Here is a 26,460-nt window from a genome sequence, read left to right as displayed (position 1 = left end):
TCTTCTTCACACACAATAAGTTTTGATAAGTCATAAGGCTTATCGTCATTAAAAAAATAACGATATGCAAAAGCCTAAGTTAGGTTTCTGGAATATTTGGAACATGAGTTTCGGATTTCTGGGTATTCAGTTTGGTTTTGCCTTACAAGGCTCAACCATGTCTCGTATTTTTGAGACTTTAGGAGCTGCTAAGGATGATATTCCACTGTTATGGATTGCCGCACCACTTGCTGGTCTTATTGTGCAACCTATAATAGGGTATTTAAGTGATCATACTTGGCACAAAACACTAGGTCGTCGTCGTCCTTTCTTTTTGATAGGTGCAATACTTAGTTCCATTGCTCTATTATTCATGCCGTATTCTTCAGAAGTGTGGATGGCAGCTGGTTTACTTCTAGTTCTTGACGCATCCATAAATATTTCTATGGAGCCTTTTAGAGCTCTAGTTGCAGATAAACTTCCAGAATCACAACGTAGTTACGGATTTGTTGTTCAAACTTTAATAATAGGAGTAGGAACATGGGTAGCAAGTAACTTACCTAAATGGGTGAATAATACTTTAGAGATTTCTAATGAAGCTGCTCCAGGAGTTGTTCCAGATTCGGTAAAAGTTGCCTTTGGTGTAGGAGCATTTGTTTTTATTACCTCAATTCTAGTAACTATTTTTACCACTAAAGAGTATTCGCCAGAAGAAATGGCAGCTTTTGATGATGCAGGTGAGCCTGAAGAAAAGAAAGGAATGCTGGAAACTATTATGGGAACTTATGCATTGATGCCTACCATAATGAAAAAATTAGGTGTGGTACAGTTCTTTTCTTGGTTTGCATTTTTTGCTATGTGGACTCTTGCAAACCCTGCACTTACCACTCATATTTATGATGCGCCAAAACCGGATATTGTAGAATACGCACAACTGGATGACGCTGGAGAACCTATTCTTGATGCAGATCGTGTTACTTTATTTTTAAACGATCAATCTGCTGCAGATTATAAAACAGCAGATAAAGCCTATAATGAAGCTAGTGATGATGTAGGTTCTAAAATGGGAATCTATGGACTAACTTCAATGCTTTTTGCATTATTACTGACATTTTATACCTCATTCAAGGCCATCAATAGAAAGTACATTCACATGGCGAGTTTATTTCTGGGAGCTTTAGGATTTTTATATATGTTTTACAGCCCAGGAGAACCAGATAATCTATACATTTCTTTTTCTTTGATAGGAATTGCATGGGGAAGCATATTATCTATGCCTTATGCTATGCTATCTAGTTCTGTGGAGTCCTCAAAAATGGGATTGATGATGGGAGTTTTCAATATGTTTATTGTAATTCCACAAATTATTGCTGCAGTAGGTGGCGTTGTGCTTTTACACAATCTAATAGGAGAAGAATCTATACACGCTATGACTATCGCTGGAATTTTCTTAGTCATTGCAGCATTTTCAAATTTATTAATAACTAACAAAAAGGCGATCATGTATCAGCCAGTTTTAGAGAATGAATAAAAAAGCATTCATATTTGACCTCGATGGAGTTATCGTTGACACAGCAAAGTTTCATTTTGTAGCTTGGCAGCGTCTCGCAGCTTCTCTCGATATCAATTTTACAGAAGAAGAAAACGAACAGCTTAAAGGAGTTTCTCGTGTTAACTCTTTGAAGAAAATTCTTGAGTGGGGAAATAAAGAAGTTTCTCCAGAAGTTTTTCAAGCCAAAATGGATCAGAAAAACGAAGAATATCTAGAGCTTATAAAAACATTGGACGTTAACGACATACTTCCAGGAGTTCATGATTTTCTACTAGAACTCAAAGCAAAAGAACAACCTATAGCCTTAGGAAGTGCAAGTAAAAATGCGCGACCTATTTTAGAGAAATTAGGGATTAAGGATCTTTTTGACGTCATTGTAGATGGAACCAATGTTACTAAAGCAAAACCAGATCCAGAAGTTTTCTTAAACGCATGCGATCAGTTAGGCTATAATCCACAAGCGAGCGTTGTTTTTGAAGACAGCGTCGCAGGAGTACAAGCAGCAAATACTGCAGGAATGATTTCTATAGGATTAGGAGATCAGTCTATTTTAAATGAGGCAGATGAAGTTTTTGCACACTTTACAGATATGCCTCAAGATTATATCAATATACTACTAAGTAAGAACAAATAAATGAATCAAGAATATATCATACCAAACGCGTGGTCTATCATTGAAGAAGGATGGAAACCATCTCAAGTAAAATCTAGTGAGAGTCTCTTCTCTATAGGTAATGGAGCCATGGGTCAGCGAGCTAATTTTGAAGAAAAATATACAGGTGAAACTTTTCAAGGAAGTTATGTAGCGGGCGTTTATTATCCAGATAAAACTCGAGTAGGATGGTGGAAAAACGGTTATCCAGAATATTTTGCAAAAGTTCTTAATGCGCCTAATTTCATCGGTATCGATGTTTTTGTAGATGGAGAAGAACTAGATCTGGCAACTGTACAAGAAGTAACCGATTACCGTCTTGAATTAAACATGAAAGAAGGCTGGTTAGAGCGTACTTTTATAGCTCATTTTTCAGAAGAAAAGGCTATAAAAGTTATCGCTCGTAGGTTCATGAGTCTTGAAATTGATGAACTTGCAGTAATCAACTATAAGGTCACTGCGGTTAAAGGCGACATGAGAATATCGTTTCAACCCTATGTAGATGGTGGGATTACAAATGAAGATACCAATTGGGATGATGCCTTTTGGGAAATTGAAGATGTAGTTTCTGATGGTCATCAAGGTATGGTGCGCAGTCGTACTAATAAAACTAACTTTTACGTGACTACTTTCATGCAGTCTGAGCTTCTCAAAAACGGTGAGCATGTTCAATATGCAGATCATTTTGATCAAAATAATACCGTCGTAAGACATAAGGCAGCTTGTGATATCGCTCAAGGCGAAAGCGTAACTCTTAGAAAATACGCAGGTTATGTTTCTAGCTTAAACCACAACCATCTAACGCTTCAGTCAGCGGCAAAAGCAGTTCTCCAAAGAGCGACAGAAGAAGGTTATGAAAAATTAGTTAAATTGCAAGCAGATTCATGGGCGCAAATTTGGGCCATGGCAGATATTACAATAGACGGCGACCTGAAAGCACAACAAGGAATACGCTTCAATATCTTCCAATTGAATCAAACATATTTAGGTAAGGATTCTCGATTAAACATAGGTCCAAAAGGATTTACTGGAGAAAAATATGGAGGTTCTACTTATTGGGATACAGAAGCATATTGTATTCCGTTCTACATGGCTACAAAAGATCAACAAGTAGCACGTAATTTATTAAGATATAGATATGAGCAGCTAGACAAGGCCGTTGAAAATGCTGGGAAACTAGGATTTTCTTCTGGAGCTGCTCTATATCCTATGGTTACCATGAATGGAGAAGAATCTCACAACGAGTGGGAAATCACCTTTGAAGAAATTCACCGTAATGGGGCAATGGTTTTTGCCATATATAATTACGTAAGATATACTGGTGATTACAGCTATATTCCAGAAATGGGACTAGAAGTAATGATTGCCATTGCAAAATTCTGGCACCAGCGAGCAACCTATTCACAACGAGCTAAGAAGTACATGATTCTTGGTGTTACCGGTCCTAACGAGTATGAGAACAACGTAAACAATAATTGGTATACTAATTATTTAGCAAAATGGTGTATCAACTATGCTGTAGAAAACATCAACAAAGTAAAAGCAGATCATAAAGCAGATTATGATAGAATTATTGCTAAAACTGAGCTTACAGATCAAGAAATAGGAGCATGGAAAGAAGTGGCAGATAATATGCACGAGCCATTTGATAAAGAACTAGGTGTTTACCTACAGCAAGACGGTTTCTTAGATAAAGAGATTATACCTGTATCTGATTTACCTAAGGAACACAGACCCATTAATCAAAAATGGTCTTGGGATCGCATCTTGAGAAGTTGTTATATAAAACAAGCCGACGTCCTTCAGTGTTTTTACTTTTTTGAAGATCACTTCAGTAAAGAAGAACTGGCAAAAAACTTCGACTTTTATGAGCCATTAACCGTTCATGAAAGCTCTCTTTCTCCATGTGTACACAGTATTCAGGCAGCAAAGCTAGATCGTATGGATCAGGCTTATGAATTCTATCTTAGAACTTCTCGTCTTGATTTAGACGATTACAATAAAGAAGTAGAAGAAGGTTGTCACATAACAAGTATGGCTGGAACCTGGATGAGTATTGTAGAAGGTTTTGGAGGCCTGCAAATTGTAGATGACAAGCCTAGTTTTACAACAAAGTTGCCAGAACAGTGGAATAGTTTCAGTTTCAAAATCAATTTTAGAAACCAGATTTTAAATGTTCAAATAGCCAAAACTGGTACTACCATAACATTAGAAGGGAAAACGCCTCAAGATGTTATTATTAATGGTGAGACTGTTACTTTAGAACCACAACTCGTAAATGCTTAGATCATGAAAAATTTGGTGCTTGTATTTAAATTAGTTTTTTGCATTATTTTTTGTTTCAGTTCCGCTTTCGCGAAAGCGGAACTAAAAACCAGCTTTTTTCAAGCTGAAAAAAAACAAAAAGCTTCACAATTACAAACACTAGAATCACCTGATGGCTCTTTTAAAATGCAGTTTCGTCTGTCAGATGCTGGAATTCCTCAATATCAATTGTATTTCAAGAATAAAGAAGTTATAAAACTTAGTTCTTTAGGATTTGATATCAAAAATGATAGCAAGTCTCTCAAAGATGATTTTACAATTATCGATACAGAAAGTAGCACTTTTGATGAGACATGGGAACCAGTTTGGGGAGAAGAATCTCAAATACGTAATCATTACAATGAGCTTGCCGTCATATTAAAGCAAAAAGAAACTGATCGTAAGATGATTATCAGGTTCCGTCTTTTTAATGATGGATTAGGTTTTAGGTATGAATTCCCTCAACAAGATTTTACCTATTTCACGATTAAAGAAGAGTTGACCCAGTTTGCTATGACTGGAGATCACACCGCTTACTGGATCGCTGGCGATTATGACTCGCAGGAATATGATTACACGACTTCTAGATTATCAGAGATAAGAAGTTTGCACAAAGAATCTATTTCACCTAATGCTTCTCAAAAGCAGTTTTCACCTACAGGTGTTCAAACAGCTTTAATGATGAAAACAGACGACGGCATGTACATCAATTTACATGAAGCTGCATTAATAGATTATAGTTGCATGCACCTGAATCTAGATGATAAAAACATGGTTTTTCAGTCGTGGTTAACTCCAGATGTAAATGGAGACAAAGGATATTTACAAGCTCCTACGGTTACTCCATGGCGTACGATTATAGTAGGAAATAATGCTACGGATATTCTTGCTTCTAGAATGACTTATAATTTGAATGAACCAGTTGCTATTGCAGATACTTCGTGGATTACACCAGTAAAATATGTAGGTGTATGGTGGGAAATGATTACTGGTAAAAGCTCTTGGGCTTACACTGATGACATTCCTGCCATTCAATTAGGAAAAACAGACTATACAAAATTAACTCCTAATGAAACCCATGGCGCAACTACAGAACATGTAAAAGAATTGGTTGATTTTGCTGCTTTACATGGTTTTGATGCCGTTCTTGTAGAAGGATGGAATGAAGGTTGGGAAGATTGGTTCGGACAGTCTAAGGATTATGTGTTTGATTTTGTCACTCCTTATCCAGATTTTGATGTAGAAGAAGTGCATAAATATGCAAAGTCTAAAGGCGTTAAAATGATCATGCACCACGAGACTTCCGGATCTACTCGTAATTATGAACGACACTTAGACGAGGCATTTCAATTCATGAATGCCTATGATTATGAAGCGGTGAAAACTGGTTATGTAGGTAATATTCTACCACGTGGAGAACATCATTACGGTCAGTGGACGGTAAATCATTATCAATACGTTCTAGAAAAAGCAGCCGATTATAAAATTATGATTAATGCGCATGAAGCAGTACGTCCTACAGGAATTGCGCGTACATATCCTAATTTGATAGGAAATGAGTCGGCAAGAGGAACAGAGTTTCAGGCTTTCGGTGGTTCAAAACCCAATCATTCAACTATTTTGCCCTTCACCAGATTAATCGGTGGTCCTATGGATTATACGCCAGGGATTTTTGAAATGGATATTTCTAAATTGAATCCTAATAATAATTCCCATGCTAATTTCACTATTGCAAATCAGCTAGGATTATATGTGGTTATGTACAGTCCATTACAAATGGCGGCAGACTTACCAGAGAATTATAACAAATTTCTCGATGCATTTCAGTTCATAAAAGACGTTCCTGTAGATTGGGATAAGAGTGTTTATCTAGAAGCAGAGCCAGGAGATTATATCACGACTGCTCGTAAGGATAAAAATTCCAGCAGCTGGTTTATTGGTAATTCTAACGGAACTAGGGCGAGAACTTCTAGAATTTCTTTAGACTTTCTAGAAAAAGGTAAAAAGTACAAAGCTACGATCTATGCAGATGCTCAGGATGCTCATTATAAGACTAATCCGCAAGCCTATAAAATCACTACTAAAAAGGTCACTAGTAAATCTGATTTGAAGATTTTTACGGCTCCTGGCGGTGGTTTTGGAATTAGTATTGTGGAAATAAAATAAATATGATTTTCTTGCTATAAAACGAAATCAAAATTTAGATACATGATAAAACATATAACTATAGTTTTAAGTATTCTTCTTAGTCTCGCTTTCGCGAAAGCGGTAACAGCACAATACACCGAGGTAGAACTACCTTTAGAACATATAGAACCTAGATTTTGGTGGTCTGGGATGGAACATAACGAGGTAGAAGTTATGTTTCATGGCCCAAATATTGCCAAATTTGATGAGGTAAGAAGCGACTTGACAATTTTGAATGTGCGTAAGACTGATAATCCAAATTACCTATTTGTAACCTTTGATATGAGTATCGAGCCTAATCGTTACAATATCAATTTATGTACAGAAGATTGTAATGAAGGTGATACTATTGCTATTGTTTATGACTTATTAGAAAGACAACAAAATAGTAAAGAAAGAAAAGGATTTGACTCCAGCGATGCCATTTATTTAATCATGCCAGATCGTTTTGCAAATGGAGATCCATCTAATGATACGGTAGAAGGACTTGCTGAAAAAGCAAACCGCGACTTCAAAGGTGGTCGTCATGGTGGCGATATTCAAGGAATTATCGATCATCTAGATTATATTGATGATTTAGGGGCAACTGCCATCTGGAGTACGCCATTGTTAGAAGATAATGATGCGCGTTACTCTTATCATACCTATGCGCAAAGTGATTTATACAAGATCGATCCACGTTATGGAACTAATGAAGATTATAAACGTCTTGGTGATGAATTGCATAAACGTGATATGAAGTTGATCATGGATTATGTGACTAATCATTGGGGCGCGACGCACTGGATGATGCAAGATTTGCCGACGAAAACTTGGATTCATCAATTTGATGATAATGAAGGCAAGGACTTCCCAGTAGCTGGATATGCAAATTCTTCTTACCGACAGACCACACAAATGGACCCAAACGTAAGTAAAAGAGATGCCATTTATGCAGAAAAAGGTTGGTTTGTAAGCACCATGCCAGATATCAATCAAAGCGAACCTTTAGCATTAAATTATTTGATTCAGAATACCATTTGGTGGATTGAGTACGCTGGTTTAGATGGTTTGAGAGTAGATACTTATTCTTACAACGAGAAAGAAGGAATCGCAAAATGGACCAAAGCAATCATGGATGAATATCCTAATTTCAATATCGTAGGAGAAACATGGTTGCATGATCAGGCTCAAATTGCTTACTGGCAAAAAGACTCAAAAATTGCCGCTATTCAAGATTACAATACACATCTACCTAGTGTCATGGATTTTACGCTACACGATGCTATTATGGTTGCTTTTAATGAAAATGAACAAGGCTGGGACAAAGGAATGTCAAAGGTGTATGAGAATTTTGTCAACGACTTCTTATATCCAGATATTGATAACATCTTAGTTTTTGCAGGAAACCACGATACTAATCGCATCAACGGTAACGGATTGTATAACGGTGACCTTGCCAAATACAAACTAGCCATGACTTTAGTTTTAACCACTAGAGGAATTCCACAAATCTATTATGGTGACGAGATAGGAATGGGAGGAAATAGAGATACTGATGGTGATGGCGATATACGTAGAGATTTCCCTGGTGGCTGGAACGGCGATGTTGTAAATGCATTTGATAAACCATCAAAAGAGCAAAAAGCCTATCAAGATTTCACTAAAAAACTACTCAATTACAGAAGGAATAAAGAAGTAATCCATAACGGCAAATTACTACAATATGTTCCAGAGAATAATTGTTATGTCTATTTTAGGTATGCTCATGAAGAGCTGCGATCTACGGGACAAGTCGGTTTAGCTTTACATGAAAGTAGAGTTATGATAATCATTAATAATAATACAGAACAAGTCACTTTAGATTTGAATAAGTTCGCAGAAGGTATTGATGGAAGAAAAAAAGGTCAGGATATCTTAACAAACGAGCTATTTGATTTGACAAAAAACATCAAGGTTAAAGGGAAAACGAGTTTAGTTATAGATCTAGATCATCGAGGTAGTGGACCAAGATGGTTTTAATTAAATTACCGCCAAACCTCACAGGTTTTCAAAACCTGTGAGGTTGGCTGCATCGAGATGTTTGTTTCTAGGTTTCCCTTCTTGCATCCGACGAGCTTTTTGCGAGAGGAATGCATAGTGTCCGCAGGACAAAGGGTGTTGGCGCAAGAGTGAAAACACATTAGTGAAAAGGAGAGGAATGCATAATTTCCGCCTTGTACTGAGCATGTCGAAGAAAAGACAATGGGAACTAAAGAAGGAGCAGAGCGACACAGTAAAATTTTCCCCTTTGGGGAAATGTCCGCAGGACAATGGGGCTTGCGCATAAGTGAAACATTTAGATTGAAAATATAAAATGAAAAACATACTAATCCTACTCATCGCAATTTTAATTCTAAGCTGCGATACTAAAAAAGAAGAAGAGTTAGCAAAAGCCAGTGTTATCCAGGTGATGACTACGCCTATTTATGAAAATGCTACGGGAAATACAGAGCTAATCTATGCCGATTATTTGGGTGATATAAAACCAGATAGCATAAGTTTAAATGTAGGGATAGCACAACGAGAAGGCGTAAATATTGATAGCGTTTTTACATTTGAAGTAGATGAAATAGAGATAGGAGGCGCACCATTTGTAACACACATCACTTTATGGACAAAAGGAATAAGAAACGATATTCCTGTTTTTAGAAGCACGAGCAAAACAATAGAAATTCCATATTCTGGGAATTTTAAAAACGTCCGAATAAAAGGAGAGTTTACCAATTGGGCACCACAAGATACAGAAGTGGTTGATGGTAAAATCATATATCGAGCAACAGTTCCACAAGGTAAATTCCAATACCTATTTCTGGAAGGTGGAAAAGAAGAAAAACTAACAGGAAATGAGCCTAACGTGGTTAGCAATGGAATGGGCGGTTTTAATCGTGTTATTGATAACAGCCGTAAAGCAAATCCAGCACAATTGTCCTACGGAGAGATTCTAGATCAAGGATTTACTTTTCAGTCTACTGGAGAATTAGATAACGTTGTGATTCTCTATGAAAACCAAAAAATAGAAGCTCAAAAAGAAGGAAACACATTCACAGTGCAACTACCTAAAGTAGATTTCTCTGACCGTATTTCTAAAACACAACTCGTACGTGTTTATGCCAGCGATGAAAATGGCCGCACAAACGACCTTTTGATTCCAGTGCAAGACAGCCAGGTTGTAAAAGATCCAACAAAACTAGCTAGAAGCGATTTCCATACTCAAGTATTGTACTTTATGATGGTAGATCGTTTTCTAGACGGAGACACATCCAATACTAAACCAGTTCCCGATCCAGAGATTTTGCCCGCAGCCAATTACATGGGTGGTGATCTGGCTGGTGTGTTGGAGAAAATAAATGACGGCTACTTTGAAGAAATGGGAATCAACACGATTTGGTTATCACCTATTACTCAGAATCCAGAAGGTGCATACGGCTTGTGGCCAGAGCCGCGCACAAAATTTAGCGGTTACCACGGTTACTGGCCTATTTCTAATACAAAGGTAGATTACCGTTTTGGTGATGAAAAAGTCATGAAAGAGATCATTGAAGAAGCACATAAAAGAGACATGAATGTGATTCTCGATTATGTGGCAAATCATGTTCATGAAGAGCATCCTGTTTATAAAAATCATCCAGAATGGGCGACTAACTTATATCTTGAAGATGGAAGTTTAAACACAGAGCGATGGGACGACCAAAGGTTAACCACTTGGTTTGATACGTTTATGCCTACGCTCGATTTTTCTAAACCAGAAGTGGTAGAAAAAATGACAGATAGTGCTTTGTATTGGGTTACCGAGTATAAATTAGATGGATTTCGTCATGATGCGACCAAACATGTGCCAGAAGAATATTGGAGAACATTGACTCAAAAAGTACGCAATAATACCGACAGGCCTATTTATCAAATAGGAGAAACTTACGGTTCTTACGATTTGATTAGAAGCTATGTAAGTACAGGAATGCTAGATGCGCAGTTTGATTTTAATCAGTATGATGCTGCTGTTTCCGCTTTCGCGAAAGCGGATAGCGATTATGCAAACTTGACAGAAACCTTAAAAAAAGGATTAGAGTATTACGGTCACCATCATTTGATGGGAAATATTTCAGGAAATCAAGATCGTGCACGATTCATAAGTTATGCGAGTGGCGATGTGAGATTTGATGAAGACGCAAAGAAAGCTGGCTGGACACGAGACATAGTCATGAGTGATTCTACCGCTTATGACCGATTAGGTATGTTGCAGGCTTTTAATATGACCATGCCAGGCGTGCCAGTGATTTATTATGGTGATGAATATGGCTCGATAGGTGCAAACGATCCTGATAACCGCAGGATGATGAAGTTTGATAACCTTTCTGATCGGGAGACAAACCTGCGCGAGTTGGTTCAGGAATTAGTAAAACTGAGGCGTAATTCCATGTCGCTTTTATACGGGACGACTCAAGTGATGTCAGAGAGTAATGGTATTTTGGACATTCAACGTCGCTATTTTGGAGAGCAAACCACAGTTTTCTTTAACGAGACAGGATTGATCTTAAATATGGTTGCTAATAATGAACGCTTTCGCGAAAGCGGTACTGCAATAAACGCTGTGGTAACAGATAAGAACATCCAGATAAAACCTGGTAACTTCATGATTTTGCAAATGAAGGATGAAAAAAGTGAAGAAAAGAAGTGATACTTTTCTCATTTAAAAACTAATATTGAAATTTGATCGTAACAATTAAAATAAAGTAAATGAAAAAATACATTTTAGGATTATTAACATTGACCCTAATTTTTGCTTGTAAAGAAGACAAAAAAGAGACCGTTGAGTTAGAAGAAACAACAGAAGTTGCCTACACACCTATTCAAGATGAAGATCTTGAAAATGCGATTATTTATGAGGCAAACATAAGACAATACTCGCCAGAAGGAACTTTTAATGAGTTTACAAAAGACATACCACAGCTTAAAGAGTTAGGTGTAAAAGTGATCTGGTTGATGCCTATTTTTCCTATATCTGAAAAGAATAGAAAAGCTCATGGTGATTTACTGGTAGAAGATATCAAAGATCCTAAAGAGAGAGAAAAATACCTAGGTAGTTATTATGCAATAGCAAATTATGAAAAGGTGAATCCGGATTTAGGTACCGATGCAGATCTAATGAATTTAATAAAAACTGCTCACGATAATGGTATGTATGTTATTCTTGATTGGGTAGCAAATCACACCGGTTGGGACAATGTATGGATGAAGAAGTATCCAGATTTTTATACCAAAGATGAAAACGGCAAAATGATGCATCCAGCAGGAACAGACTGGACAGATACCGCTGATCTTAATTACGATAATCACGATTTATGGGACGCTATGACTGGTGCAATGACGCATTGGGTAACAGAATTTGATATTGATGGTTTTAGATGTGATGTAGCTCATGAGGTTCCTACAGAGTTTTGGAATTATGCGAGTGAAAACCTGCAGAAACAGAAGCCTTTATTTATGCTGGCAGAAAGTGAAAAGAAAGATCTTTTCAGACAGGCTTTTGATATGGGTTACAACTGGGAAGGACATCACATTATGAATGAACTAGCTCAAGGAAAAGCTACAGTTGATAAATGGGACGAGTACATGCAACGGAATAAAGAAAACTATGAGGAAGATGATATCTTAATGAATTTCATTACTAATCATGATGAAAATTCATGGAACGGATCTGTAAATGAAAGAATGGGAGATAAGGCGCAAACTATGCTAGCGTTCTCTTATGTGATTCCTGGAATGCCATTAATTTATTCTGGTCAAGAATACGATATGGACTACCGATTAAAATTCTTTGAGAAAGATACCATTCCTAAAACCAAAGGTAAAACTTGGGACATCATGAAAAAGTTAGGAGCGCTTAAGGCTAATAACCCTGCATTACACGGTGGAAAAAATGCCGCAAGTTATGAACGATTAAAAACTAGCGATGATTCAAGCATTTATGCTATTAAAAGAGAAAAAGATGGTGAGACCATTTTTTATATAGCAAATTTTTCTGAAAATAGACAAAATGTAAAAGTTGAAGGTCTTCAAGGAACAGTATCTGACGCTTTAAGAGGTGGCTCTACAAAATTCACAGAAGAAAATAGACTGGACTTACCGCCGTATGGCTATCGCATTCTAACACTAGAAAAATAAGAACTTAATTATTTATTTAAAAGGCTTTCTAATCTGAGAGCCTTTTTTATTGCGTCCCAAATTTATTCTCCAATGTTGCTACAAGATGTAATCAATTGGTCGTTGCTGCTAGATGTAGTACTTTAGATTTTTAAAAAAAAATAAAACATGCAAAAGACATATTACGATCCTAAGGATCTTAAAAAATTTGGTAAAATAACAGAATGGAGTGAAGAACTAGGAGAGAAGTTTTTTGATTACTACGGTAAAGTATTTGAAGAAGGAGCTTTAACAGCTAGAGAAAAATCCCTTATCGCTTTAGCTGTTTCACATACTGTACACTGCCCTTATTGTATTGATGCATATACGAGCGATGGCCTAAAAAGAGGTATTACTAAAGAAGAAATGATGGAAGCTGTACATGTTGCTGGAGCAATTCAAGGAGGCGCTACACTAGTCCACGGTGTACAAATGATGAATAAGGTGAATAAATTAGAGATGTAAGTAGGACATTAACTTTGCCTAAGCAAAGTCTTACGTATCGCTTATCGTGAAAAATTGCTATTACGATTTATTAAGGTTCTGATTTTTTAGCAGGATTCATTTATTGTTTAAAATCTACCGCTCAAATATTCATAGGTGCGGACTTAAGTCCGCACCTATGAATATGGTAAGCAACAAAAGTATTATATAAATGAACTTAGCAGAATTAATTAAATATTTCAAAGAAAATAGAAGCAAAGAGGAGTTCTTTAAGAACAACCATCTAAATATGGAATCAGAGGTTGTTGAAATTTACATGCAGAAACCTTTTTCTTTAAATAACAAAGTAAAGTTTCTTGAGATTGAAAAAACTAAAGGAACTATTGAATTTGATATTAACAATGTCAAATATTATAACCTAATTGATTTCTATGCTTTTTTAGATTTCATAAAAGACTCTATGGAGAGTTCCAATGATAATTTAACAGATGCTCAACTTGCTAAAATATTATTGGATTATTGCATTAATGATGCATGAAAATAAGATCATTTGAAGTTTGTTCTTTAAGTTCTCATCACTTTGAGAAGTGTTAGGGATGGGATTAAACTTATCAAATCTGATTACCATAGACAGATGATACTTTTGCCAAATTTTTCGAGACCAGAACGTGGGAAACAGAACCAATAGCTCAAAATATTCATAGCTGCTGACTTCAGTCCGTAGCTATGAATAAGATCAAAAGATAACAAATTCTTCCCTCAAACTCGTATATTTTGCCTTACTTAGGAGACTTAAGAGTTAATAGTGACAGTTTTGTGAGAAATAGTCACTATTTATGCAAACCATTAGTACCATATTTGCGTACTTATAATAAACGAAAAAACCGACTCCATAATAATGGCTGTAAATACAAAAACCTCTTTAAAGAAGAGAGATTCAGACTTAGCAAATATTAATAAGCAAATGCAAATCCTTAATGGAGAACCATTTTCTAATGGCGAGTTGCCTTCGTTTGCAAAGAAACTGAAAGAAATAAATGAACTACCACTTAGACCTAATACACTAGAAATTCTTCAAGTGAACGTAGGTTATATGTGTAATCAAGTTTGTGCACACTGTCACGTAGATGCTGGTCCTGATCGCAAGGAGATCATGACTCGTGATACTATGGGGCAAATATTAGATGTGATTAAAACTACTGGCGCTCATACCTTAGATCTCACCGGTGGCGCTCCAGAAATGAATCCAGATTTTAGATGGTTTGTAGAACAAGCTGCAGAGGCTGGAATCAAAGATTTTATCGTACGATCTAACTTGACTATCATCAGAGCAAATCCTAAGTACCACGATTTGCCAGATTTCTTTAAAAAACACAATATTCACGTAGTTTCCTCAATGCCACACTGGACGAAGGGAAAAACTGATAAGCAACGTGGCGATGGTGTTTTTGATAAATCTATAAAAGCTTTACAAGAACTCAATGATCGTGGTTACGGTATGCCAGGCAGTGATTTAAAGCTGGATTTAGTGTATAATCCTAGTGGTGCTTATCTTCCAGGAGACCAAGCGAGTATGGAAAAGGAAATGAAAGCCGCTTTATTAGAGGATTTTGGAATTCAATTTCACAGTCTTTTTGCGATTACTAATTTACCTATCGCGCGTTTCTTAGATTATCTAGTAGCTAGCGAGAACTATGAAGATTATATGTATGCCCTTGTAGAAGCTTACAATCCAGCTGCAGTTGCAGGTGTAATGTGTAAAAACACTATTTCTATATCCTGGGATGGCTGGTTGTACGATTGTGATTTCAATCAAATGCTCGATTTAAAAGTGGATAATAAAATCCAACATATTAAAGATTATAATGAAGATTTATTAAACGATCGCAATATCCAGATCTCTCAACATTGTTATGGCTGTACAGCTGGAGCAGGAAGTAGTTGTCAAGGCGTAGTTGCTTAATTCATGATTAAAAAAATACATTCAAATACCGCCATTCTTCTTTTTGCACAAACTGCAAAAGCAGACGCTTTACACAAACCTCTCGCAAACAATGCCGCACTAATGGATGTGCTTAATAAGAAGGTTACCAAAACGGCAAAAGCTTCTGGATTTGATTTTTATCACTTTACCGAAGCAGAGCAACGTGGCGTAGGGTTTGGGACTAGGTTTTCAAATTCTGTTCAAGATGTTTTTGATAAAGGCTACGATTCTATTATTTGTTTAGGTAATGACACGCCTTTACTTACAGTAAAATTAATACAGGACGCTGCCGATGCTCTCAAAAAGGGCAAAGCAGCTAAGGGAAAATCCTTAGATGGTGGTCTATACCTTATCGCCTTGCATAAGAATAATTTTGATGCATCTGCATTTCGAGGATTGCCTTGGCAGTCTTCCAATTTAGCTGTTGCTTTTCATCAATACATTACTGTCCAAAATCAAGAATTAGAAGTTTTAGAACCTCTAGCAGATCTTGATACAGAGCAAGATCTTGAAGGTTTTCTTTCTGGTAAAGATGCTCGTTGTTCTATTATAAGATTAATTTTAAGTACGCTTTCGCGAAAGCAAAACAATTACCAATTTCATCAACAACAGACCATCTCTGTTATTTCTCTTCTTCCTTTGAATAAAGGATCGCCAAAGGCAGCTTAGTTATCAAAGCTCAAGCCTTGACGGCATTTCAATCATTTTTTATATTATTTTATGAAGAGAATTACTCTATTCATGCTACTTCTATGCGGTTTTATAGGAGCAGCTCAAATTTCTATTACAGGAAAAGTCAGCGATAGTGCTGGCGACCCTATTGCTTTTGCAAATGTTGCAGAGAAAGGTACCCAAAATGGTACAACCACAGATGGTAACGGTAACTATACAATTACCGTTGCAGATAACGCCACATTAGTGGTGTCTTTTATAGGTTATCAAACCGCGACCATTCCAGTTAATAAAGAAACTATTATAAAAATAACCTTAGAAGAAGGAGACGCCTTAGATGAGGTGATTGTTACCGCGCTAGGTGTAAAACGTAAAGAACGAGAATTAGGTTATGCAGTTCAAACACTGGATACCCAACAAATTCAAGAAGTAAAATCAGTCAATTTACTTGATAATCTTCAAGGAAAAGTGGCAGGTATCACAGTGACTCCAGGAGCAACTGGTGTAGGTTCTTCTTCTAGAATTACGATTCGTGGCGAGGCAAGTTTTTCTAATAATAATCCGCTATTTATTGTGGATGGAACACCTATAAACAACAATACGGTGTTTAATTTCTCTAATGAAGCCGCAGCAGGTTTTCAAGAAGTAGATTTTGGAAATGGAGCTGGTGAAGTAAATCAAGACGACATAGAAAGTGTTTCAGTTCTTAAAGGTCCTGCAGCAGCAGCTCTTTATGGAACGCGTGCAGCAAATGGTGCGATAATTATCGAGACCAAAAACGGTGGAAAACAAAAAGGTCTTGGAATTTCATACAATACCAGTTTCTTTGTCGACACGGCTTTTAAATTACCAGAATTTCAGAACGAATATGGTCAAGGTCAAGGTGGTGTTTTTGAATATGTCGACGGTTTAGGCGGTGGCGTTAGTGATAATATTACCTATTCATGGGGTCCACGATTGGATCAAGGAATTTTGATTCCGCAATTTGATAGTCCAGTGACGTTGCCAGATGGAACTGTCGTGCGCGGTGGCGATACCTCATTATACAGCGGTTTGCCCATTACACCTACAGAATTCCGCAGCAATCCAGATAACCTGAAGGATTTCTACAACACTGGTCATACATTTATCAATAACATTGCGATTACAGACGGTTTTGAGAAAGGCGATTACCGATTAAGTTTTACCGATTTGCGCAGTGAAAGCATCATTCCAGGAGTAGATCTCGATAGACAAACCGTTGCTGCAAAATTAAACTTTAGACCCAACGATAAAACCAAAATTAACGCCAGCATCAATTATGTAAACAGCGCATCTGGAAACCGACCATCAAACGGTTATGGAAGTGAAAATGTAAATTATTCATTAGTGGCTTGGGGACCACGATCTTTAAATATTGATAATTTAAGAAACTACTGGCAGCCTGGATTAGAAGGTGTGCAACAGTACTCTTTTAACTATACGTTTTTTGATAATCCGTATTTTATATTGCATGAAAATCGCAATAGTTTTGGTCGCGATCGATTGTTTGGAAATGTCTCGCTTTCGCGTGAGCTAACACCAGAACTCACCGCATCGATAAGAACAGGAATGGACTACAGCAATGAAAAACGCCGATTCATCCGTAATTTTTCTACCAACCGTTTTAGAAATGGCGCTTATGCAGAGCATGATGTTTTCTATAGAGAGATCAACACAGACTTCTTGCTTACTTATAAAAAGCAGTTGGGCGATCTGAATTTTGAGGCCAGAGCTGGTGGAAATAGGCTCAATCAAACAGCTTCTACAACGCAGGTGCAAACAACAAGTCTCGCACAGCCTAGAATATTCTCATTAAATAATGCCGCAAGTCCTATTGAGAGTTTCGGTTTTAGAAGTGAGAAAAGAATTAATAGTTTGTACGCTTTCGCGAAAGCGGGATATAAAAACTTTCTTTACTTAGATGTTACTGCTCGTAACGACTGGTCCAGTGCACTGGCAACACCTTTTAGTGCAGATAATACGTCGTTCTTTTATCCTTCTATTTCTACTAGTTTTATTTTGAGTAATGTGATGGATTTGCCTAAAGAAATTGACTTTGCAAAGATTAGAGCTAGTTATGCACAAGTAGGTAATGATACCGATCCTTACCAAACGCAAGGAACATTTATCTCGCAGGTGAATGTAAATTCACAACCTACTTTTTCAAATCAAGATTTTATTCCTAACCAAAACCTGAGACCAGAAACTACTTCTAGTGTGGAATTAGGATTTGATATTCGCTTTTTAAAGCAACGCATTAATTTAGATTTTACGTATTACAATGCATTGACTGAAGATCAGATTTTGTCACTTCCCATAGGTATTGCATCTGGATTTAGCCAGCAAGTAGTTAATGCTGGTGCGGTAAGAAATCAAGGAGTAGAAATCGTTTTAAACACCATTCCTGTAAGAACAGAAAATTTTGAGTGGAGTTCTACCGTAAACTTTGCTTCTAACAGAGCGATTGTAGAAGATTTACCACAAGAAGATGGACGTTTAACACTGGCTTATTCTAGAGTGTACGATAGTCAAGATCAAACGGTATGGCATCAAGTGGAAGAAGGAGGACGCATAGGAGACCTATATGGTACTGGTTATTTAAGGAATGAAAACGGAGATTTTATTCTGACACAAGAAGGACGTTTTATTGCAGATCCAGAATTGAGAAAACTAGGAAACTACAATGCCGATTTCACCATGGGATTCAACAATAGTTTTAGGTACAAAAATTGGGATGCTTCATTCTTATTAGACTGGAGACAAGGCGGCATTATCGTTTCAAGAACATTAGCCTTAGGAGCAGTAGGTGGACAATTAAGCGATACAGCAAACAGACCAGATGCCGGGATAGTTGCTGATGGTGTCATCAACACAGGAACAGAAGCAAATCCTGTTTACGTACAAAATACCACAGCTGTAAGTGCAGAAAGTTATTACCGTCAGTTTTACGATCGCAACCATGAAGAGAACAATGTTTATGATGCGAGTTATTTAAAACTACGCCAGTTTTCGGTTGGTTATAGTTTTAGTTTAAATGAAGGAGCTTTAGGGTTATTCAATGATGGTGCAGAAATGAGAGTTTCCTTAATCGGTAGAAATTTATTTGCCTTTAGTGAGATTCCGCATTTTGATCCAGAACAACTAGCTGTTCAAGGACAAGGTTTTGTAGGTGGAGTGGAAGATCTGTCTTATGCTAGTACTAGAAGTATAGGTGTTAAAGCAGGAATAACCTTTTAGAATTTGAACTTGAACTTGAACTCGAACTCGAACTCGAAATTGAATATCGAACAAGGAATAAAGAATAAAGAATAATGAAATGTCAGTTCGAGCGCAGTCGAGAACGTTTACAGAATGAGAACTTGTAAAGAGGTTTCGACTATCGCTCAACCAAACATTTTAAATAAATTTAAAATGAAAATAACAATAAAATACATCACATTATTGCTGGTGATAATTGCAGGAATTATCTCCTGTACCAACGATTTTGAAGAAATAAATACTAATCCTAATGCTCCAGTAAGCGTGCAGCCTAGTTTGCTTTTAAGACAAGTAATCTACAATTACGGTGAAGAAATGTCTTATGAAGGTTTTGTCGCTGGTGGGTTATTAAGTCAGCACATGACCGCGTTAGATTTTAATTTATTTGATAGGCATGCATTGAAAAGTCCGCAATTGGGTGGAAATCCATGGCCTATTTTTTACACTAATTTGAGAGATAACCAAATCATCATTGATCAAGCTCAGGAAACACCTGCCTTTGCAGTTTACGAAGGTCCAGCCTTGATTTTTAAGGCTTACATGACAGCTGGCTTGACAGACATATTTGGTGATGTGCCTTATTCGGAAGCTTTTCGTGGATTAGATGGGATTGTAGAACCTAAATATGATCTTCAAGAAGATATTTATTTACAACCTGGCGGAATTCTAGATAATCTAGATCAAGGAATTGCAGCTATAGAAAATTACAATGGTTCTATTGCTTTAGAAGGTGATGTACTGTTTAATGGTGATTTGACTGCTTGGGTACGTTTTGCAAATAGTTTAAAGATAAAAGCACTGATGCGTATTTCTGCAAGAGAAAATGTAAATGCAAGATTACAGACCTTGTTTGATGATCAAAATTACATTGCTTCAAATGATCAAAATGCGGTGTTTAATTTTTCTGATAGTGAGCCTAACAACTTCCGTATGGCGCGATTAAGAGCAGGAGATTTCAACAACTTTGTTATGAGTGAGACTATGGAAGAAGTTCTCGAAGGTTTAAATGACGCTCGTATCAATGTACTTTTTAGACCAAGAGCAAACAATGCTAACGGAGATGATTTTGAAGGCTTATTAAACGGTATCGATGCGTCATCTACATCTGTCACTCTAGCCGATTATTCTCTTGCAGGGACTATTTTCAGGGAAAATACGGGAATGTTAGATGCTAATTACATGACTGCATGGGAAACTAATTTTTTACTGGCTGAGGCGGCAGAAAGAGGATTGATCACAGCACCTGCACAGACATTGTATGAAACTGGGGTGACGCAAGCACATGAATACTGGAATACAGAATTACCAGCAGATTACTTAACAACCGATGCTGCTTATGGCTTAAACGGTAACGATCCTATAGAGCAAATTATTACTCAAAAATGGATTGCAAGCGTTATCAACGGTTATGAAGGATGGATCGAGTATAGAAGAACAGGTTTTCCTGCGTTGAAAACGATTTCAGCTAGTTTTAATAATGATCTCATTCCTGTAAGAATGCCTTATCCTGCAGAGGAAGCATCTCTTAATGCCGATAATTACATTGTCGCTGCAAGCGCCACAAATGACAATGATATCAATGTTCCTGTTTGGTGGGATGAGTAGATGAATTTGAACTTGAACTTGAATTTGAAATTGAAATTGAAAAAAAAGAATAAAAAACAAGCGACGGACTAACCTCTGAGGTTTTGCCCATTAGAAAGAGATTGAAATTAAATCGAGATGTATTTGGGGCAACCTCGGAGGTTTTGTAAAATAACGAGAAAGGCAATAACCGATTCCACTCTGTAGCGGAATGACAATCAAAACTCCTTCCCTTGAGGGAAGGTTGGGTTGGGTGTTGCAGTCTACGAAAGAAGGAGAAAGGCAATAACCGATTCCGCTCTGTAGCAGAATGACAATCAAAACTCCTTCCCTTGAGGGAAGGTTGTGTTGGGTGTTGCAGTCTACGAAAGAAGGAGAAAGCAAATAACCTATTCTGCTATGCAGCGGAATGACAAAATAAAAGGAGACTCCGCTTCAGGTGCGGAAATACATAATTACTAAAAGAGCGGCTCTTGATAACTTGCCAATAATTAAATATTAAAACATTCTCGACTGCGCTCGAACTGACATTTTTTTAAACTTAAACTTAAACTTAAACTTAAACTTAAACTTAAACTTGGATTTCCTAACCCAAACATCAACCTTACAGTGGTTACTGATTATAGCGAGTAGTGTGATCTTTTTCATACTAGCGCCGTATGCCAAAGATGTAACAACATTCTTTAAGGCAGAGCATCGCGGCAAGCAGCCTAATATGGTGATGCTTACGGGAAGTTTGATTATATCTTGGATTTTTGCCAAAAGTATTACCAACGCAGCCAACTTAGGATTGGAGTTCGGTCTAGTCGGTGGCGTTGCTTATGCAGGCTATTATCTGTCCTTTGCTGTAGCAGGTATTATTATATACCAATTAAGAACACAAGGAAATTACACCAGTATTCATCATTTTTTAACCGATAAATATGGTAAAAGAGCCGTTGGATTGTTTTCTATTTTGATCAGTTTTAGACTGTTTAATGAAGTCTGGTCCAATACCATGGTGATAGGAACTTATTTTGGAGAGATAGGAACTACCGCTTATTACGCGGCTATTGTCGTTTTTACGATAATGACATTAGCCTATACTTTAAAAGGAGGATTGAGCAGTTCTATTTTTACCGATGTGATTCAGATGGTGCTTTTTTCAATCTTACTTATCATCATTTTAGCAGTGATTTTCAATGAGCCAGAAGTTAAAGTTGGAGAAATGATCACTTCAGGAACTTGGTCCATGGAATTAGGCCTGAATCTGTTCTTTGCGGCAATTTTACAAAGTTTTAGCTACCCATTCCACGATCCAGTGTTGACCGATCGAGGTTTTATTACCAGTCCTAATATCACTCGCAAGAGCTTTCTTTGGGCTGCTGTTTTAGGCGGTATTTGTATTGTTTTATTTAGTTTAGTCGGTGTATATGCGCAACAAACCGGATTGCAAGGTCAGGCAGCCGTTGAGGTAGCAAAAAAGTTAGGAGTTGTTTTATTGTTAGTTATCAATTTTATCATGATCACCAGTGCTGCAAGTACTTTGGATAGTACATTTTCAAGCTTTTCAAAATTGTTGACTATTGATTTAAGGTTGGGTAAAACCGTTACTTTTGGTAGGATCACGATGGTACTTGTGGCTGTTTTAGGAACAATCCCAGTGTTTCTCAATGCAGAAATCTTAAGTGCCACTACCATAAGTGGTACGATGGTTATCGGATTGACACCAGTATTTTTATTATGGAAAATGAAAGCACCACAAATCAGCTATTTTTTATCAGTAATTTGTGGGCTTGTCTTTGGTGTATTATTAGTCTTTGAATGGTTTCCCCAAAGCCTTATTTTTACCAGAGGAAAATATGCCTCATTGCTTTGGATCAACATTTATGGAATTTCATTTAGTTTCTTCTTTTTCTTATTGCCAACATGGATAAAAAGATCATAGATTTAGGTCGTAAGACAGGAAAGATGCTTCTTTTTGGAGGTGTTTACAGCAATTTACAAGCTTTACAAAGCTTGATGCAAGTAGCCCAGCAACATGGTATCGCACCAGATAATTGTATTTGCACTGGCGATATTATAGGTTATTGTGGTCAGCCTCAAGAAACGCTAAAGCTATTTAAAAATTGGGGCGCACACAGTATTTTGGGTAATGTAGAAATTCAGTTGCGAGATGATCAAGACGACTGTGGTTGTGACTTTACTCAAGGCTCTCGCTGTGATAATTTTAGTGAGATTTGGTACGCTTTCGCGAAAGCAAACCTACACACCAGCTCAAAAGACTACTTCAAGGCCTTGCCAGATCATATAATGTTCAATTATGCTGGGAATAAAGTAGGAGTAGTACACGGAAGCTACGATCACGTTTCTCAGTTCATCTTCAAGTCTACAGACTGGAAAAAAAAACAAGCTAGTCTAGACGCTCTAAACGCTGAAGTCGTCATCGCTGGACATTGCGGTTTGCCATTTATGGATCAAAATAAAAATCAGTTATGGCTTAATCCAGGCGTGATAGGAATGCCTGCAAATGATGGTAATTTACACACTTGGGCAATGATCATAGATGATGCAAATGGTTTGGAATACCAGCACATTCCACTTTCTTACAACCATGCAACTGCAATACATGAGATGAGAAAACACCAGTTGCCTAATGAATATGCTCAAACTCTAGAAACCGGAATCTGGGATAATATGGAGATTCTTCCAGAAGAGGAGCGATTATTAAAAGGTAAAAAACTGGAATTGAGCTCTTATTAGTATCTTTATTTGAGAATTAAATTTTCATTTGTGTATCTTAAATATTAATTGTCACCTAATCACCTAATCACCTAATCACATGATTCCAAAATGGTTTTATAAACTCCTTATCGCTATGTGCGTTATCAGTCTATGCATTATAGGTTATAAAATTGCCGATGGTGAGCGCAATCGCAGTTTTATATGGTTCGGTTTTCTATTTTTAATGGCAATCTGGTATGCATTACGTCAGTTAAGAACCAAAAACTAAGTCATCAGCTCTTAAAAAACAGGCATTCTTAAAATCAGTTCGCATAAATCTATTATTTTCACGTCATGGCAATTTTTAAACGTGATCCTTGGATACTCGATATTTACCGCACCTACAGTGGGGAAAGTCATTTGTATGTAAGAGGCCGCGCTTTAGAAGACCAGCCATTAAAGCATTACGAGCAGCAAACCTTGTATCAAACCTTGCGCAATACATGGCGTACGTTTAAGACCGACGAGATAAGAAATGCTCAAGTAAAACTCACCTTACCTAACGGTAAATTTTTTGAGGTAAAAGCAGACCATGAAGGCTATTTTCTCTTTAATATTGCCACAGATTTCAACTTGCACAACCTCACTGATGAAGAAGGATATTTACTTATCACAGTAAGTTTTGATGAAGATAATTCCGCTTTCGCGAAAGCGAAACGACAAAAACGCATCAAGATCAATAAATTTACTGGAGAAACTTTAGTGCCTTATTCTGAGGCGGCATATGGTGTGATAAGCGACATAGACGATACGATCATGCATACTGGCGTCACGAGTTTTCTTAAGATACGCGTAGCTTTTAATACTTTTTTTAAAAATTACGATCGTAGGTTGCCGTTAAAAGGAGCCGCTAGTTTTTACCAGTTATTACATCGCGGACCATCTTCTAAAGGTCAAAACCCCATGTTTTATTTAAGTAATAGCCCGTGGAATTTATACAAGTATTTAGAGAAATTTCTAGACTTTCACGGCTTTCCAAAAGGGCCGATTCTACTAAGAGATTTCCCTACGCCATGGGACAGAACACCTAAATTAAAACGGCCTCATAAAGAACATGAGTTACTCAATATTTTGAAACATTATCCAGATATGAAATTTATCTTGATAGGCGATAGTGGCGAGCACGATGTAGATTATTATAAGGATACGGCACAACAATTTCCAGATCGTATTCTAGCGATTTACCTGCGATCTGTAGAGCACAAAAAGAAAATGCAACGAGTACAATCCATAGCCGATTCATTCACGATTTGCCCAATGTTACTGGTAAAAGAATCTAAAGAAGCTGTGGCACACGCTAGAGCAAATGGTTGGATTGTCTAATGAATTTGAATTTGAATTCGATCTCGAATTTGTAATAAATAAGTAATAGTTGGAATAACCTGTGAGGTTTCGCCTATTAAATAAGGATTGAAATTGAACAAAGTACTGATTAAGGCAACCTCACAGGTTTTAGCGCAATAGCGAGATGTACATTCCTTAGATTAATAATCTTAGATGTGCAAAACGACCTAGGAAATTCACTGTGATACTTTAAGTTTACAAAGATGGAATTTATTCATCAAGGTCACCAGACCTCCAACCACTCCTGATTGCATCGCCGCTGGTGCGACGAGGCCAATCTGTCCTCGCCTTTTCTAAGGCGAGGAGCTTTAAATCACTACTGTTAATTAATTAAACTCGAAATATCTCTAGATTGAATTCATGTTAAATATCTAATTCAAAAATTAAAAATACTTACCCTAAAATACCTTTCTGTTTGCTGTAAAAAGCATCGGCTTGTTTTTGCATAAGTTCTCTGGCGATTTTCTTTTTGTAGGCGTAGAGTTCGTCCTCGTCGGCAATGTCTTTGTATACTCGGTTATTGAGTTCTTTATCGGTTTGAACGAGAACGGTTTGCTGCTGTTTTTGCTGAGTCACCCAAGAAATGACTAGGTCTTCTCGCTCTGCATATTTGTAATCGTATTCTCCTTTAGGTGATAGCAATTTTGCAATTATCGGTGAGGTTTCTATGGCTAGAAATAACAAGAATATAAAAAACGAAGTTATAAACGGCAATTTGTTCAGAGCCTCGATGCGAGCCATAAGTCCGTCAAAGTTTTCTATGATGGGTTGTGATGCTGCAAGTTGCGTGGCTTCTTTTGTATTAAGATCTGCAAGTTGTAATTCTATGGCGGCGATTTTTTCACCGTTGGTAGTTTTCAGCGCTTGTAATTCGGCCAGTGCGGCGTCGTGTTTTTCTCTTTTCTCTTTATAAACAGGTCCTTTTCCCAGCTTGTTTGTTCCCGAGGTTCCTTCAGCTTCAGTGATGTATGTGTTGTAAAGCGCTTCAACTTCGGCTTCTTTTGTGGTGATTTCAGATTTTAGTTCTTGTATCGCTTTCGCGAAAGCGGACTCCTCAACAGCAAAAAGGGAGGCAACTTGCTCCTGATTTTCTAAAGTCATCGCATTTTTCTCTTCCAGCAACACCTGATCGATTTCCTTTTCAAAAATCTTCAACTCTAGAGGTTTTGAAATAACCAGAGCAATAATAATGGCAAGTATAATACGTGGTGCAGCCTGCCACAATTCATTAATCTTACGATCACTTTTCTTGAGTGTAGAAACAATATAGCGGTCTAGATTGAAGATTAACAGACCCCAAACAAGACCAAATGCTGTCGCAATCCAGTAGCTGTCAAACACTGTAAATAGGGCATAACTAGCAGCAAAAAACGCCATGAGCGCGGTAAAAAAAACGGTGGCGCCTATACCGGCATATTTGTTACGCTCGCCGGCGCTGCACTGGTCAAGTAACTCAGCATCAGCACCGCTGCAAAAGATGAAAAAAGATTGCATAAGAAAGGGATTTATAAGGAG

At 37.3% G+C, this 26,460-nt stretch carries 17 protein-coding genes; 16 read left to right on the top strand and 1 reads right to left on the bottom strand.

Translation table 11 applies throughout. The features are described 5' to 3' along the window. The first annotated feature begins 64 nt into the window (after window positions 1-64). The 16 genes from DDD_RS04635 to DDD_RS04560 all read left to right on the top strand — a co-directional run bounded on the left by DDD_RS04635 (window position 65) and on the right by DDD_RS04560 (window position 24,924). Entirely contained in the window at window positions 65-1,510 is a 1,446-nt protein-coding gene (locus tag DDD_RS04635) for an MFS transporter (RefSeq protein WP_015361607.1), read from the top strand. Next, window positions 1,503-2,165 carry a beta-phosphoglucomutase gene (gene pgmB / locus DDD_RS04630; protein ID WP_015361606.1) on the top strand — a complete coding sequence of 221 codons (663 nt, stop codon included), beginning with the start codon at window positions 1,503-1,505 and terminating at the stop codon, window positions 2,163-2,165. The genes DDD_RS04635 and pgmB overlap by 8 nt, the downstream gene beginning before the upstream one ends. Then, window positions 2,166-4,469: a glycoside hydrolase family 65 protein gene (locus tag DDD_RS04625; RefSeq protein WP_015361605.1), complete on the top strand. Its 2,304-nt coding sequence runs from the start codon at window positions 2,166-2,168 to the stop codon at window positions 4,467-4,469. It begins immediately after the preceding gene. A gap of 3 nt (window positions 4,470-4,472) precedes the next feature. Continuing rightward, window positions 4,473-6,653, top strand: a complete 2,181-nt coding sequence (locus DDD_RS04620; protein ID WP_015361604.1) for a glycoside hydrolase family 97 protein — start codon at window positions 4,473-4,475, stop codon at window positions 6,651-6,653. A 42-nt stretch (window positions 6,654-6,695) separates the two neighbouring features. Beyond that, the gene (locus DDD_RS04615) at window positions 6,696-8,675 is read left to right on the top strand and encodes an alpha-amylase family glycosyl hydrolase (RefSeq protein ID WP_015361603.1); all 1,980 of its coding nucleotides are present in this window, start codon (window positions 6,696-6,698) and stop codon (window positions 8,673-8,675) included. A 334-nt stretch (window positions 8,676-9,009) separates the two neighbouring features. Next, window positions 9,010-11,370, top strand: coding sequence for an alpha-amylase family glycosyl hydrolase (locus tag DDD_RS04610; protein ID WP_015361602.1), 2,361 nt, complete (start codon window positions 9,010-9,012; stop codon window positions 11,368-11,370). Between the two features lie 59 nt (window positions 11,371-11,429). After that, window positions 11,430-12,857, top strand: a complete 1,428-nt coding sequence (locus tag DDD_RS04605; protein ID WP_015361601.1) for an alpha-amylase family glycosyl hydrolase — start codon at window positions 11,430-11,432, stop codon at window positions 12,855-12,857. A gap of 147 nt (window positions 12,858-13,004) precedes the next feature. Beyond that, window positions 13,005-13,340 (top strand): arsenosugar biosynthesis-associated peroxidase-like protein, encoded by a 336-nt coding sequence (locus tag DDD_RS04600; protein ID WP_015361600.1) that lies wholly within the window; start codon window positions 13,005-13,007, stop codon window positions 13,338-13,340. Between the two features lie 190 nt (window positions 13,341-13,530). Beyond that, window positions 13,531-13,857: a hypothetical protein gene (locus tag DDD_RS04595; protein ID WP_015361599.1), complete on the top strand. Its 327-nt coding sequence runs from the start codon at window positions 13,531-13,533 to the stop codon at window positions 13,855-13,857. Between the two features lie 360 nt (window positions 13,858-14,217). Then, a complete protein-coding gene (gene arsS, locus DDD_RS04590; RefSeq protein ID WP_015361598.1) occupies window positions 14,218-15,282 on the top strand; it encodes an arsenosugar biosynthesis radical SAM (seleno)protein ArsS in 1,065 nt (354 codons plus the stop codon). A 3-nt stretch (window positions 15,283-15,285) separates the two neighbouring features. Further along, complete coding sequence (locus DDD_RS04585) at window positions 15,286-15,972, top strand: DUF2064 domain-containing protein (RefSeq protein ID WP_015361597.1); 687 nt, start codon at window positions 15,286-15,288, stop codon at window positions 15,970-15,972. A 51-nt stretch (window positions 15,973-16,023) separates the two neighbouring features. Continuing rightward, the gene (locus DDD_RS04580) at window positions 16,024-19,233 is read left to right on the top strand and encodes a SusC/RagA family TonB-linked outer membrane protein (RefSeq protein WP_041566931.1); all 3,210 of its coding nucleotides are present in this window, start codon (window positions 16,024-16,026) and stop codon (window positions 19,231-19,233) included. 174 nt (window positions 19,234-19,407) lie between these two features. Beyond that, on the top strand, window positions 19,408-20,859 hold the full coding sequence (locus DDD_RS04575; protein WP_015361595.1) for a SusD/RagB family nutrient-binding outer membrane lipoprotein: 1,452 nt from the start codon (window positions 19,408-19,410) through the stop codon (window positions 20,857-20,859). A 556-nt stretch (window positions 20,860-21,415) separates the two neighbouring features. Beyond that, window positions 21,416-22,765, top strand: a complete 1,350-nt coding sequence (locus DDD_RS04570; protein ID WP_041566930.1) for a sodium:solute symporter family transporter — start codon at window positions 21,416-21,418, stop codon at window positions 22,763-22,765. Continuing rightward, window positions 22,747-23,580, top strand: a complete 834-nt coding sequence (locus tag DDD_RS04565) for a metallophosphoesterase family protein (RefSeq protein WP_015361593.1) — start codon at window positions 22,747-22,749, stop codon at window positions 23,578-23,580. The genes DDD_RS04570 and DDD_RS04565 overlap by 19 nt, the downstream gene beginning before the upstream one ends. A 315-nt stretch (window positions 23,581-23,895) precedes the next feature. Then, window positions 23,896-24,924 carry an App1 family protein gene (locus DDD_RS04560; protein WP_015361591.1) on the top strand — a complete coding sequence of 343 codons (1,029 nt, stop codon included), beginning with the start codon at window positions 23,896-23,898 and terminating at the stop codon, window positions 24,922-24,924. Between the two features lie 414 nt (window positions 24,925-25,338). Here DDD_RS04560 and DDD_RS04555 read toward each other — a convergent pair whose 3' ends face one another. Beyond that, window positions 25,339-26,439, bottom strand: coding sequence for a DUF4407 domain-containing protein (locus DDD_RS04555; RefSeq protein WP_015361590.1), 1,101 nt, complete (start codon window positions 26,437-26,439; stop codon window positions 25,339-25,341). Between the last annotated feature and the right edge of the window lie 21 nt (window positions 26,440-26,460).

The sequence above is a fragment of the Nonlabens dokdonensis DSW-6 genome (genome assembly GCF_000332115.1).
Lineage (GTDB): Bacteria > Bacteroidota > Bacteroidia > Flavobacteriales > Flavobacteriaceae > Nonlabens > Nonlabens dokdonensis.
The sequence above is the reverse complement of the archived record's forward strand: the minus strand, read 5'-3'. Positions and strand labels throughout refer to the sequence as shown.

Bases quoted from the DNA above. Each gene is read 5' to 3' on its own strand.
- DDD_RS04560 (WP_015361591.1), top strand. From the start codon at position 23,896: ATGGCAATTTTTAAACGTGATCCTTGGATACTCGATATTTACCGCACC.
- DDD_RS04555 (WP_015361590.1), bottom strand. From the start codon at position 26,439: ATGCAATCTTTTTTCATCTTTTGCAGCGGTGCTGATGCTGAGTTACTT.
- DDD_RS04580 (WP_041566931.1), top strand. From the start codon at position 16,024: ATGAAGAGAATTACTCTATTCATGCTACTTCTATGCGGTTTTATAGGA.
- DDD_RS04605 (WP_015361601.1), top strand. From the start codon at position 11,430: ATGAAAAAATACATTTTAGGATTATTAACATTGACCCTAATTTTTGCT.
- DDD_RS04625 (WP_015361605.1), top strand. From the start codon at position 2,166: ATGAATCAAGAATATATCATACCAAACGCGTGGTCTATCATTGAAGAA.
- DDD_RS04595 (WP_015361599.1), top strand. From the start codon at position 13,531: ATGAACTTAGCAGAATTAATTAAATATTTCAAAGAAAATAGAAGCAAA.
- DDD_RS04575 (WP_015361595.1), top strand. From the start codon at position 19,408: ATGAAAATAACAATAAAATACATCACATTATTGCTGGTGATAATTGCA.
- DDD_RS04610 (WP_015361602.1), top strand. From the start codon at position 9,010: ATGAAAAACATACTAATCCTACTCATCGCAATTTTAATTCTAAGCTGC.
- DDD_RS04585 (WP_015361597.1), top strand. From the start codon at position 15,286: ATGATTAAAAAAATACATTCAAATACCGCCATTCTTCTTTTTGCACAA.
- DDD_RS04635 (WP_015361607.1), top strand. From the start codon at position 65: ATGCAAAAGCCTAAGTTAGGTTTCTGGAATATTTGGAACATGAGTTTC.
- DDD_RS04565 (WP_015361593.1), top strand. From the start codon at position 22,747: ATGGATAAAAAGATCATAGATTTAGGTCGTAAGACAGGAAAGATGCTT.
- pgmB (WP_015361606.1), top strand. From the start codon at position 1,503: ATGAATAAAAAAGCATTCATATTTGACCTCGATGGAGTTATCGTTGAC.
- DDD_RS04620 (WP_015361604.1), top strand. From the start codon at position 4,473: ATGAAAAATTTGGTGCTTGTATTTAAATTAGTTTTTTGCATTATTTTT.
- DDD_RS04615 (WP_015361603.1), top strand. From the start codon at position 6,696: ATGATAAAACATATAACTATAGTTTTAAGTATTCTTCTTAGTCTCGCT.
- DDD_RS04600 (WP_015361600.1), top strand. From the start codon at position 13,005: ATGCAAAAGACATATTACGATCCTAAGGATCTTAAAAAATTTGGTAAA.
- arsS (WP_015361598.1), top strand. From the start codon at position 14,218: ATGGCTGTAAATACAAAAACCTCTTTAAAGAAGAGAGATTCAGACTTA.